The following is a 12,559-nucleotide window of genomic DNA, read 5'->3' on the forward strand; positions in this document are numbered from 1 at the left end:
GGATCAGCGCTCCCCGAGTGGCGGCCAGGACGTGACCGCGGCCGCGACTCGGATAGGGTCGCGGATGGCTGGCTGGCCGTCAGGTATACGCGAGTGTCCCTTGTAGGCTGGCCTGGCCCGGTGAATCGCCCGGAGGAGGCTGGCCCAGTGCCGTCAGCGGCATACGCAGAGTGGACAACGTCCAGGACGCAGCACATCGACGAACTGTTGGTTGCACATTCCATGGTTGGTGGTGGCGGAAGGGGACGGCGCTGGCGGACTCAACAGTTGAACTTGGCGATCACGATGCGCATGGCAGCAGAGTTCCAAGGATTCGCCCGAGCGCTCCATGACGAGAGCTGCGACTTTCTCTCTGATCATGCAATTGTCAATAACCCTGCGCTAAAAAACATCTTTCGCTCGAATCTGGCCCACAGTAGACAGTTGGATCGCGGAAATGCCAACCCCGGCGGCATAGGCGGAGACTTCGCCAGGCTCGGGCTCCAGATCTGGCCTACCCTCAAATTGGCAAGCAAGAAGGGAGCCCAGTGGAACGCCGCACTCGACGAGCTGAATATAGCACGCAATGCTATAGCGCATGACGATCAGGCTGGTTTTCTAAAGCTTCCGCCATCAAGATATCCAATCACCTTGGCTGTAGTGAAGAGCTGGCGGAGCTCCCTTGATGGCTTGGCGCGATCAATGGACACTATTGTTGGTGACTATCTAACGGCGATCAGCGGCGGTCAGCAGCCGTGGTGAGGGAAACGATGAAGACACCAGAGGTTGGGCAGGAGGTCTTGGTCCCCTGGGGGCTCGACTACCTTCTGGGAACTGTCTTGCGTGTGTATAGCACTGGCCGCGGCCCCAAGGTCGTCGTGCAAGTCGATGTTCCTGGAGTGAGCGGGGATGAAGTAGAAGACGTCACTGTCACCCTGCCGGCAGACGCTGTGCAGAGCAAGGACCAGGAAGCGGCTCACGCTGCCCCCGGAGAGTGGGTCCACGCTCGATCATATGAACGGGAATTGATGGCTCAGCTCCTTCGGATGGCGGACAGGCTTGAGCGCGGCCTTGGAACCCCGGTCTCCGTTCATGAGGCGGCGGGTTATGGTGGGCTGGACCTCGTCATTCGATCAGGCCAAGATCGAATGATTGGATGCGAGGCCAAGTATGAATCCGGCCGTCGGCAGATCTCACTTGAGGTGATTAATAAACTCATCGAACAAGCTGATCGACGGATTGTTCCGATCGTTCTGATCACCAACGTACGACTTAGCGCGAGGGCGGCCGAAGTGCTTCAGCAAGTCGATACAAATCGAATGTTCCATTGGATTCTTTGGCGAGGCGAGCGCGACAATGAGGCTCTGGAGCAGATGGTTCTTTCTCTCCTTGCATGACGGCCGAGGCCAGGGCCTCGGCAAAGTCTTGGGGCGTCCGCTTCGTGATCATGTGATCCCGAGGATGGTGAGGGGTCGGTGGGCGTTGCGGGCGTTGTGTCGTAGGCCGGCGGCGATGTTGGTGGTGCCGGCGAGTCGGAGGGCGCCGATGGCGAGGTTGCGCCAGGTGGCCATGGCGCGGGGTGCGTTGCGGGTCCGGAGTTGCGAGGCGTCCTCGGCGAAGGTGGTGTCCCTCACGTGGTGCAGGGATTCGACTGACCAGTGGCCGCGGATCAGGGCCGCCAGTTGGGCGGGGTTTGCCTGTTCCGCGGTCAGGTCGGTGACCGCGTAGACGGTGTGGAGGGTGACTTTCCCGGATTTGCGGTGCACGCGGCGGCGCTTGAGCTGGATGGCCTGGCGGGCGCCGGGGAAGAGCAGGTTGTTCACGGTGCAGACCTTGATGCGGCGGATCTCGCTGCGGCCGTGGCCGGTTGCGCGAGTGCGGTCCTGCAGCGGGATCTCCTTCCAGGGAAGGGCTTTGAGCTGCTTGCGGAGCTTCTTCTGGTTCCCTTTCGCGATCACGATGTAGTGCGCCCCGCGTGCGGTCAGGTAGGTGGCGTGCTCGCGCTGGGTGTGGAGTGCGTCGCTGGTGACCACCGCGTCGGCGAGGTCGGCGACGGTCTCCAGGAGCGGTTTGAAGCAGGTGATTTCATTGGTCTTCTCGCCGACGTCGAGCTGGGCCAGGACCAGGCCGCTGGTGTGGTCGAGGGCGGCGAGGAGGTGGATCCTGCGGCCTGCGGCGCGGGCGGCTCCGCGCAGGCTCTTGCCGTCGACCGCGATCCCGCGCAGGCCGCTGGTCTGCGGCGTTGTGGGGTGGCGGTCGGCGAGCCAGCGGCAGACGGCCTGGTCGAGGGCGTCGCCGTCGACACGGGCCAGGACCCGTCGCAGGGTTGCCTCGTCCGGTACCGGGTGACGTGCGGTCAGTACGTCGAAGTTTCCGCCGAGGGCGGCCAGGACGGCCTGCGGGGCGTCGTTGGCCCACTCGCTGATCGCCAGGAGCGAGGTCGCGCCGGTCAGCACGGCCGACGCGGCGAGCGCGAGGACGAAGACAAGAGCGTGTCGTATCCCGCGCGCAGCTCGCGGATCGGGGACCTCGCCCAGACGTTCCAGCAGGCCAGGATACTCGTCCGGCTCCACGGGCAGCTGATCGCGGAGCTGGTCAAGAACAGTAGGAATCAGGGAGGATGCAGGTGCAGGCACGGTCTTCCAGCAAGGTCACGGGGCGTAGAGACCTCCATGATCTTGGAAGCCGTGCCTGTTCTGCATCGCGGACCGGCACATCCGGCGTAGATCACTACGAATCGGACGAAGCCTCACTTTGCCGAGGCCTTGGCCGAGGCCGGTGCAGCTCCCGGTCTGTGCCCTGGTCGGCGGCTGGCCGACCAGCACCGAGAACCGACCCGATGCACCCGCCGACCCCCAGATCACCGTCGCCCAGGGGCGGCGGTGATCGCGACGACGTTGCCACCGGCGTTCTGGGCCCGCAGCCGCTCGATCTCCTGCTGCTGGGCGGCGAGCCGTGACACCGCCAAGCGCGGAACATCACTGAAGCCCACGGGCCTGATGCCGGTTGCCAGACTGATTGCAGAGCGCGACCGTTCTGGGGGTCGTCAGGAGTGGGAGTCGGTGCGCCAAGCGTTGATCAATGCCGCACGCGAGGTGGTCCTGGCGCATGAAGGACTCGTTCGGATCGGACGCAAGAAGGGTCTCTGAAGGACGCGGGTGCACCGGTACCGGTGGCACGCCCACTCGCCCCGACAGCATGAGGCGGCTCAGCCGTCCTCAATCATGTGCGCCGTCCAGATCGGCTCCGGAGGGGCAGTCGCTGCCGAGGACCGGATCCGGCCGTGAAACCCGGGCGCGCGCACGGCGTTCTCCAGGAAGGTCATCTCAAGAACTGTCCCGTGGTAGCGCACGTTCTCCCACTGCGCCGCCGGTTCAGTGGGGTGCGAGCCAGTTCGCGAGAGTGCCGGCGTGGACGGTTTGCGCGACAGCTTCCTGGCTCAGGTAGTTGACCGCGGCGTGCGGGGTCTTGCCGTTGTCGACGCTGATGTCTCGCACGCCGGCGGCCTTGTCGGACAGGCCCTGGCCGCCGGTGACGAAGTCGTTGGGGTCGAAGACGTTCACCCAGGCCACTGCGGCTGGCAGGGCCAGCTCTGCGGCGACGCCCAGGTGGCGTTGGATCGGAAGCCAGCTCAAGGGACTTCCGAGCGTCATGAGTTGCCGGACGCCCCCGTTCTGTCCGGCAGCGGGGACCTGTCCGCGCTGGAACATGTCGTAGGCGATGACGCTGCCCAGGGAGTGCGCGATCAGCAGCGTGGCGCCGGACGCGGCCAGTGCATCGAAGATCATCTTGCGGACCTGCTCAGCGGCGGTCGCATCGTTCAGGTAGCCGTAGACCTCACGCAGTCGGCCGATGACGGCCTCGCCGACATGTCGGCCCGCGGCACCGTCGAGGCCGGCCATCCATTTCGACAAGCGGGGGCTGATCTTGGGCAGGTCTCCCAGGGTAGCCGGGGCGGCGTCGGGCACAACGGCATCCGGGGCGTATGCCTGCAGGGCCTCCACAAGGAACTCTTCTTCCTCGTCGTCGATGCCGGCGAGGCCTGGGCCGGTGTCGGGGCCGCTGAGCTGCCACCGCTTGGTCTTGCGGAAGAGGTTGCCGTAGTAGGGCATGGTCAGGGCGGGGACCGGTGCGGCCGGGCCAGCGTGGCGGGTGAAACTGGCTGCGAGCGCTCCCCGCCAGTCGGCGCTGAGCTGGATGGCATTGGTGTCCGCTTGGAAGATGCCGTGTACGCCGACGATGTGCACTTGGTCCCCCTACCGCGCCCTGGCCGCCGCCCCGTCTGCCCCTCGGGCGGCACTCGATGGTATCCGCCCGCGGCCGCAGGGCCGTACCGGTCCATGAGTGCCCGTGCCGCCGGTTAGGGTACGGGGATTGATCAGTCCTGGCGGAGGCGGAACACCATGGTCGAACCGTTGTCCTTGTCCCGGCGGCTGATCGTGATCGCCGTGGACGACTACGCGGACGGCGTGGACGGCTTCACACAGGGCATCGCCGACCAGGTCAAGGTCGTCGAGGGCTGGCTGACCGACCCGGGCCTGGGGCCGGACCGCCAGTACACCTGCGTCCGCACCGAGATGTTGGAGACCGTGCAGGAGCTGCGGGCATTCCTGCACGAGGTCGACCTCGCCTCCACGCCACACCATGAGGCCGTGGTGGTCTACGTGACCGGGCACGGCCTGCGCGGGCAGGCGTCCGGGCGCCACTACCTGACGCTGCCGGGCACCAAGGCGGAGCGGCTGCCGGGGACCGCGTTGCAGACGATGGAGATCATCGGCGCGGCGCTGGGCAGTGCCTCGGAGCATGTGCTGGTGATGGTCGACTCCTGCTTCGCGGGTTCCCTGGACCTGGAGCGCGGTGTCGCGATGGATCTGGGTTCGGAGCGGCGCGAGCTGGAGGGGCTGGGGGTGGTGACGGCCGGGGACTTCGGCGAGCAGCCGCGTGTGGGTGAGTTCACCTCGCTGATCCAGCATGCGTTGGACGAGCTGCAGTCGCAGGAGCAGGGGTTCGCCGGACCGCATCTGTCGTTCGCGCAGTGGGAGAGGCTGCTCCACGCCACGGCGAAGGCCCGGAAGTTGATGTGCCCGCAGTGGATCTGGCCGGGCGCGCGCACGGATGAGCCCAGTGCCTGCCTGCCCAACCCCCGCTACCTGGAGCCGTTGTATCTTCCGGCTCCCGCGGTGCGGGGCTTGACGGTGCCGGCGTTCGCGGCCGCGGAGCACTGGCTGGAGCGGGCGTCCGGGCGGGTGGGGGGTGAGGACGCGGGCTGGTACTTCCGCGGGCGCGGCGCCTCGATGCGCCGGCTTGTGGAGTTCGTCGAAGAGGGCAGCGGCGTCATGGTCGTGACCGGGTCAGCGGGATCGGGCAAGTCCGCGCTGCTGGCCCGCCTGGTGACGTTGTCCGACTCGGGCTTCTTGACCGACCCGCGGTTCGAGGAGATCACCACCTCGCTCCCCGACGCCGAGCGGCCCGCCCCTGGGTCGGTGACCGCCGCAGTGCTGGGCCGCAACAAGACCTCCGCCGACCTGCTGGACGACCTGCTTGCCGCGTGCGAGGCGCCACCGGTCCCGCCGGAGGGAGCGCCGCTTCAAGTCCTCGTCAACCGCCTGGCACACCTCTCTTCCACCGGTCGGCCGGTAACGATCGTCATCGACGGCCTGGACGAGGCCCAGCAGCCGCTGGCGTGCCTGAACGACGTGGTCCTGCCGCTGGCGCGCCAGTGGAAGCGCGGGCGCGGGCCGCTGCTGCGGCTGCTCCTGGGGGTGCGCAGCTCCCCCGTCGGCGCGCAGGCAGGAGTCCGGGGCGAGGACACCCTTGCCGACCAGGTCCTTGGGGCTTTGATGCGGGCATTGTGCGAGGACCGCGCGTCCGTGCCGACCCAGCAGCTGCGCACAGACGGCCCCGAGTGCGGGCAGGACATCGCCTCCTACGCCGGCGCGCTGCTGACGGGTCCCGGCGACAGCCCGTACGCGGGTGACGAGCGCGCCGCCGGTGAGGCCGCGCGCGCGATCGCGGCCGCGGTCGCGCCGTCGTTCCTGGACGCCCGCCTGGCCGCAGACCAGCTGCGCCGGGCTGACGGACGACAGGACCTGGCCGACGGTGCGTGGTTGACCCGGCTGGTGTCGGGGACGACCGCATTGCTGCGTCAGGATCTGCGGGAGGTGGCGGCGCACAGCCGTATCCCGGTGCCGGTTCTGGTGGCGGTGCTGCGCGCGACCGCGCTGGCGTTCGGGACCGGGCTTCCATGGGCGGAGGTGTGGCCCGCGGTGGCCGGTGCGCTCGAATTCACCGCATCTGACGGCGCTCGCGACAACACCGAGGTCGACTTCCCGGCGGCGATCCGGGCCGTTCACGCCAGCCGGTTGATCGGCTACCTGGCCACCGACGAGGAAGACTCCCGGATCACCTACCGGCCGGTGCACCAACGGGTGACCGAGACCCTCGCCCTGACCCCGCACGAGCTCCTCACCGAGGACGAGACCGGCCTTGACGACCTGTCCTCGAAGGCCGCCCATGCACGGATCACCGATGCGCTTGCCGTTCTCGCGCAAGACGCCGATCCGCTCGCCGCCCACCCGTACGTGCGCAGGCACTACGTGGACCACGCCGCTGTCGGCGAGGTCCTGAACGACCTCCACATCCCGGCGGTCCTGCTGGCGCAGGACACCTCAGGCGGCCTGCGGGCCAGGCTCGGCCTCCCACTGCCCGCCGACGATCCACAGCGCCGGCTGGTCACGGCCGCTGCTGTGATCGAGCCCTTCCTTGCCAAGGACACCGCCCGGGACTCCCGGCTGGCCAGCATCGCCTTCCACACCCGCAGCCTGGGCGCGGACCCGCTGCCCCACCCGCCCCTGGTGCGGTGGCGGTGGGGTGACTGGTCAGCCGCCACGAATGTCATTGCCTCCCCCGCCGGCCACGTCCATGCCCTGGCCGCGCTGGCTGCCCCCGACGGCCGGCCGCTCGTGGCCGTCGGCACGAAATGGGACGGAGTGCAGGTCTGGGACACCTTCAGCGGGCAGCACCTGGCCACCATCAACACCGGACGCGTCAGCAGCATCACCGTCGTGCGGGCCAACGGCGGCCGTGAGCTGCTGGCCACCGCCAGCCCGCGCGGCGTCGGAGTGTGGGATCCGCTGTCCGGCCTGCGGCTGGCCTGGACCGCGCAGCAGCGCGCCCGCAGCGTCCGGGTACTGGCGGACGGCCACCGGCGGTGGAAGTTCCTCATCAACTCTGGCCGCCCGGGGGCCACCGCCGAGGCCAAGGTCTGGAGTCCGGACGCACGCCGTGTCCGTCCTCTACCGTTGCCCTTCGACCAAGCCCCCCAGCTCGTGGTCACGCTGGACGGCGCCGACGGCAACACCCTCGTCGTCACCAGCCCCGACCACCAACGGCTCTACCTGCAAGACGCCGACGGCGCGGTCATGGCCGAGACGCTCCTCCCCCACCGGGTCCGAGCAATCCTCGGTGTCCGCCGCGGACTCGACTCCACCCTCCTCGTCGCAATCTCCACAGATCACATGACGACCTGGGATCCGTTCACCGGCGAGCTGCGTACCCAGCTCTGCGACTTCGGACCGAGCCACCTCCTGTTGCAGCTTCCCGGCGACGGCCCGGCCCAAATCGCCATCAGCACCGGCGATTCGAGCATCGAGGTATGGGCCCTGGACGACGACGGACGCTGGCACTCGACCGCCCACGACAACTACGCCAGCCCGGTCCGCGCCCTGACCGCCTTCGGCACCATGATCGGCACCAGCGAACTGGTGACCGCGAGCGACTCCGGGGTCCAGCTGTGGAGCAGCACCGACGGCGATGCCTGGACCCCGCCGCCCGTCCACACCCTGCCCCGCGCCCTGTGCGGCTTCCCCATCAGCCTCCCCGGCCACCGCGGGCCGACCCTGGCCGTGGCCAGCTCCACCGGAATCGCCTTCCACACACCCGAGAACGGGCGGGTCGCGCACTCCCTCAGCTCCAACTTCGCCCTCTCCCTCCAGGTGCTCCAAGGGCACACCAGCAACCCGATCCTCGTCATCCAAGGCGAAGAAGAGATCGTCTTGTACAGTCCCGGCGATGATGATGATCTGGACTGGATCCCTGTCCGCGCCAACCCCCAGGCCCTGGTCACCACCCGAGAGGACCGGCCCGGGCTCATCATCGCCACCTCTGGGCAACTGGCCTTCTACGACCTCCACACCCGCCAGACCGCTCCCCTGCGCCTGACCGGACGCGCCAAAGCGTCCGCCCCCTATACCTCGATCCTGGTCCGCCAGACACCCGACGGCACCCCGCAACTGATCACCTGCACGCGGGGCCGACTCGAAGTCTCGAACCTCAACGACCAGACACTGATCACAACGATCACCGCCGACCACGCTGTGGCCTTCACCGCCTTGCAGACGATCCCTTCAGCAGACAGCGAACTCCTCGCCGGCGTAACCCACGACAGCGTTCACCTGTGGGACTGTGAAACCTGGGAACTGCGCCAGGAGTTGCCGGTCCCGAACGTGAAGGCCATGGCGGTCGCACCGACAAGATCCGGCGCGCACCTGCTCGTGTGCGGCAACGGACACTCCATCACCTTCTGGGATCCGAATACCGGGACATTGCGCAGCACCCTGGTCACCGCCGCCCCCGTCAACCAACTCGCCACAATCCAGGACCCAGACCGGCAGACCACCTATCTCGCCGCATCAGGACAACGCGGCCTGGCCATGCTCGCACTCGACCTGTGACCAGCACCAACCCACCGCACAGACCGCGCCCCCATCCGCAGCAACACAGCCCCAACCTGCCGAAGCAATCAAGAAACCGCAGGGCTTCCCGCGATACGTCCACGATCTGCACCCTCTGGCACGTTCCGGGAGAGCGCCGGGATCATCGCGACGACATCTTGGGAGTGGACGACGACCACCGGAAGCACGACGGATAGAACCCGATGGACACTCCAGCGCAAAGCAGCCCCTGCCCATCAGCGAGGCCGACGCAACCTGCTAAGCGATCTGGCCACCTTGAATGGGCTCCCCCGGAAGGCCTGGCGCTGGAGCACTCCATGACCAAACCGGTGCTGCCGCCAGCGAACCGTGCGGCGGCAGACTGGGGCTCTTCGGCACGCCGCCGAGGGCAGACGAGGCGCACCCACGTGCCAGGAGCCCACCACGCACGCCACACCAACATGTTCTATAAAACAGCCCTGACCTGCAGAAACGTGTAAAAACCCACAGGGATTCTCACGATACTTCGGGGATTCTCACTCTATCTATGGGACTGCAGGTCAGAGAGTCGGAGAAAACGCCCCGCCAGCATCACCGCAGGTAGACGGCGTCCAACCTGGAGACTGAGATTCTCACTTGAAAACTGGGGCTGCAGGTCAGGTCACTGACCGAGTACATTCCTAGATCGAGAACTCACACTGCGGCGTGAACGACCGCCTCGGCCGAGGCTTCTTCTTCCCCATGCCTTCCATGATGGACATCCCTCCGGGGCCGTGACCCCTGATCTCGGATGTCCGTCAAAACGGACCAACCTCACCGCAGCCCCGGTGCCCTGGGCGTTGACGGCCGTCATCTGATCGTGGTCGGCGTTGTAGCTGCTGGCGCGGGCGTCGCCGAGGGCGTCGAGGGTCTTGGTGACCTCGCCGCCGGAGTCGGTGGTGTAGAGGGTCTTGTGACCGTTGGGGTCGGTCACCGTCGTGGTGCCCGATCCCCCGCGGGTGGTCGCGGAGTAGGCGTAGTCCCAGGTGTCGCCGGCGCCCGTGGCGGTGTTGGTGACGCGGGTCAGCGAGGTGATCCGGTCCTGGCCGTCGTAGCCGAACGTGGTCTGCTCACCGGTCGGGGTGGTGACCTTGTCCACCCGCCCGGAGGTGTCGTACGCGTACACCGTCGCCGCGCCGGTGGTGTCGGTGACCGTCAGCGTGGCCGTACCCGCGGAGAGCGAGCCGGCCAGCGCGCAGCCCACGGTCCGACCCGAGTTGTCGGTGGCGGTCAGCGTGCCGGAACCGGTCGCGGCCAGCGAGATCCAGCGACCCGAGCGGGCGTCGGTGGCCTTGAACCCCGTCACCTGCCCCGAGGTCACGGTCTGGGTGACGTTGATGGCGTCGCCGTTGTGGTCGGTGACCGCGGTCAGGTTCCCGGCGGAGTTGTAGGTGTCCTTGGATCCGGTGTCGGTGTGGTCCAGGGTGTAGGTGCCGTTGCTGTTCTTGGCCAGGCCGGCGTGGTAGCCGACGGCGTTGGTGTAGGTGCTGCCGCTCTGGGTGAAGGTGAGCAGTTCACCACCGGGACCGTAGCTGGTGATGTGGCCGGAGACGGCGGTGTCCAGGGTGCGATCGTAGTCGGCGAACCAGTCGTCGCCGATGGAGCCCGCGGCGGCCACCCGGCTCCTGGCCGTGTACGCCGCCGCCCGTAGCAGCCCCGACGGCTACCTCGGCCGGACCGGCGAAGGGCCGGCCCCGTCGCAGATCGCACCCTTCGCCACCTTGCCCAGCGAACAGGCAGCCGAGCACACCCAACCGCTGGTCGCCGCCGAGTGGCTCAACGCGGCCGACACCGCGAACGGCGTTCTGCGCGCTCGGCTCGCCGAACGTGTCCAGCCGCTGGGCGGACTGCTGCAACAGTTACGGCCCGCTCAGATGGTCCCCTGGACGAACGCGTCGAACATCGCCGGTGCGCCAATGGCCTCGTCGCCAGCATGTTTTCCGTGCCCGGGCTCGATCTGCCCGACGTCGTGGAGCGCCTCGGGCTGCACCCCGACGTCGAGTGCAACGGCGATGGCGGCATCGAGCTCGTGTCGGGTGCGGGCGTGCGCTTCGGTGGCTTCCTCGACACGGCGCAGGGCGTCGGTCTGATCGGCCTGGCGGGTCTTGGGGAAGAGGCTCATACAGACCGCCTGCCCGCGAAGACCAAGGAGCATTCGTTACTCTTTCGGGGCACGCGGAAGCGCCGCCGGGCGCGCGGGCCGGACGGCGACTGATCACCCACCTGGCCAGGTCACCTCACCGCAACACGGAACACGGAACACATCCTGCACTGGTCCCACTGGCGACGCCGACGACAACACCAAGCCCGCACCAGCCGCTACGAGCGACGAGGCAACAGCCTGAGAAATGAAGCATCGTCACCCCAGGACCTGTTGCGGTATTAGGCCGTGTCCGGTGAACCGTCATTCGATCCTGGAACCGAAGTGCCTTCCTTGATCGTTTGGGTGGCGTGGGACGTGGCGATCCGACGAACGAGGAGTGGGTTCGGCCCTTGCCGCCCCTGCCTGCCAACAGTGGGCGGGGCGGGCAGCCGCGCTGATCGACGTCCTCCTCAAGCCCACGACCGTTGGACAGCTCGTCCAGCCCGGGAAGATCACCCCCGACGGGGACGGGACCGCGCTGCGGACCCACGGCGGACTGCTGGACGGGGTCGACCCCGAGTCCGACATGGTCACCCCGTAGCCGCCGCCGGTCCCCCGGGCCAGGCCGGCAGTGGGTCGATCCGGAACCCGGTACGCCCCCCGGGACGGCTCGGGCCCTGCGCGCGCGGAGCGCCCAGATCGACGCGGTCTCCGGGGCCGGTTGCACCGGCCGGGGCTGCATCGGCTCGCTGCGGAGCGCGCTGGACGCCGCGAAGTGACCGCGGCCGGGGCCGGACGCCGACCGCGCGCGACGCCGCGCAGCCGGACCTCCCGGCCGTGGAACCGCACCGTGTCAACCGACGTCTCCCCTAAGTAATTTGATCGAAAATCTATGGGGGGATCGAACATGAAGGCACATCTCAGGAAGTCCGCCGCGCTGACCACGGTGGTGACCGCGCTGCTGGTCGCGGGCGGCGTCGGCACCGCCGTCGCGGCTCCGCGGGCCGCCGCCGCGCCGCAGCGCTGCCACACCACCGCCCTGGGCGCCTCGCTCCGCGTGCCGCCCAACCACGTGGGCATGGGCAACGCGTACGGGGAACTGGTGCTCACCAACACCTCGCACCAGACCTGCACCGTCTACGGCTACCCCGGGCTGGGGCTGCAGAACGCCAACCACCGGGTGCTGCCGATCCGGGTCAAGTGGGGCTCCACCTGGTTCGCCGCCGACCCGCGTCCGCACACGGTCACACTCAAGCCGGGCCAGTCCGCCTACGCCAACCTCGCCTGGAACGAGCCCTACGGCACCAAGTCGGTGACCCCGTCCTACCTGGAGGTCACCCCGCCGGACGAGACCACCTTCCGGCTCGTCCGCTTCGCACAGGGAGCGATCAACGACGGCACGCTCAGCGTCACGGCGCTCTCGGCCCGTCCGGTCCCGTTGTACTGAACGCCGGACCGAAACCCAGTGGGGCGGACGTCCGCCGCCCCGCTGGCACGGGGGCACGAACGCCCGTCGCGACAGCGGCACCGCGGTGGCCGTACCGATCGCCGTCCGCGACCTGACACCCGCCGACCCGCCGCCCTGCGGTTCTGCGGTCCGGGTCCGCCTCTCATCTCCGAAAGGTGGCAGAGGAGTTGGAGCGGGCGGCGATCGGCGGCGTCGACTACCGGGCCGCCCCCGGCGCGGGCACGCCGCGGCAGCCGGCGGTGATGCCGGTACCGCAGGCGCACGGCACCTTCCGTTGGT

At 68.3% G+C, this 12,559-nt stretch carries 9 protein-coding genes; 5 read left to right on the forward strand and 4 right to left on the reverse strand.

The features are described 5' to 3' along the window. Positions 1-291: 291 nt before the first annotated feature. Together GXP74_RS20705 and GXP74_RS20710 are read left to right on the forward strand one after the other, a co-directional pair. Positions 292-741 (forward strand): hypothetical protein, encoded by a 450-nt coding sequence (locus GXP74_RS20705; protein ID WP_182452900.1) that lies wholly within the window; start codon positions 292-294, stop codon positions 739-741. Positions 742-749: 8 nt separating this feature from the next. Next, the gene (locus tag GXP74_RS20710; RefSeq protein ID WP_182452899.1) at positions 750-1,376 is read left to right on the forward strand and encodes a hypothetical protein; all 627 of its coding nucleotides are present in this window, start codon (positions 750-752) and stop codon (positions 1,374-1,376) included. Positions 1,377-1,424: 48 nt separating this feature from the next. On the opposite strand, the gene GXP74_RS20715 is transcribed toward GXP74_RS20710, so the two are convergent. Then, on the reverse strand, positions 1,425-2,615 hold the full coding sequence (locus GXP74_RS20715; protein ID WP_182452898.1) for an ISAs1 family transposase: 1,191 nt from the start codon (positions 2,613-2,615) through the stop codon (positions 1,425-1,427). 738 nt (positions 2,616-3,353) lie between these two features. Beyond that, positions 3,354-4,226, reverse strand: a complete 873-nt coding sequence (locus GXP74_RS20720; RefSeq protein ID WP_182452897.1) for a hypothetical protein — start codon at positions 4,224-4,226, stop codon at positions 3,354-3,356. A 156-nt stretch (positions 4,227-4,382) separates the two neighbouring features. Here GXP74_RS20720 and GXP74_RS20725 point away from each other — a divergent pair, with 156 nt between their 5' ends. Next, positions 4,383-8,711 (forward strand): AAA family ATPase, encoded by a 4,329-nt coding sequence (locus GXP74_RS20725; protein WP_182452896.1) that lies wholly within the window; start codon positions 4,383-4,385, stop codon positions 8,709-8,711. Between the two features lie 640 nt (positions 8,712-9,351). On the opposite strand, the gene GXP74_RS20730 is transcribed toward GXP74_RS20725, so the two are convergent. Then, positions 9,352-10,347 carry an RHS repeat domain-containing protein gene (locus GXP74_RS20730; protein ID WP_182452895.1) on the reverse strand — a complete coding sequence of 332 codons (996 nt, stop codon included), beginning with the start codon at positions 10,345-10,347 and terminating at the stop codon, positions 9,352-9,354. 252 nt (positions 10,348-10,599) lie between these two features. After that, positions 10,600-10,851 (reverse strand): hypothetical protein, encoded by a 252-nt coding sequence (locus GXP74_RS20735; protein WP_182452894.1) that lies wholly within the window; start codon positions 10,849-10,851, stop codon positions 10,600-10,602. A 358-nt stretch (positions 10,852-11,209) separates the two neighbouring features. On the opposite strand from GXP74_RS20735, the gene GXP74_RS20740 reads away from it, so the two are divergent. Together GXP74_RS20740 and GXP74_RS20745 are read left to right on the forward strand one after the other, a co-directional pair. Continuing rightward, the gene (locus GXP74_RS20740) at positions 11,210-11,413 is read left to right on the forward strand and encodes a hypothetical protein (protein ID WP_182452893.1); all 204 of its coding nucleotides are present in this window, start codon (positions 11,210-11,212) and stop codon (positions 11,411-11,413) included. 306 nt (positions 11,414-11,719) lie between these two features. Next, a complete protein-coding gene (locus GXP74_RS20745) occupies positions 11,720-12,259 on the forward strand; it encodes a DUF4232 domain-containing protein (protein WP_182452892.1) in 540 nt (179 codons plus the stop codon). Positions 12,260-12,559: the final 300 nt, after the last annotated feature.

Origin of the sequence: Streptacidiphilus sp. P02-A3a (assembly GCF_014084105.1) — a bacterium.
Taxonomy (GTDB): domain Bacteria; phylum Actinomycetota; class Actinomycetes; order Streptomycetales; family Streptomycetaceae; genus Streptacidiphilus.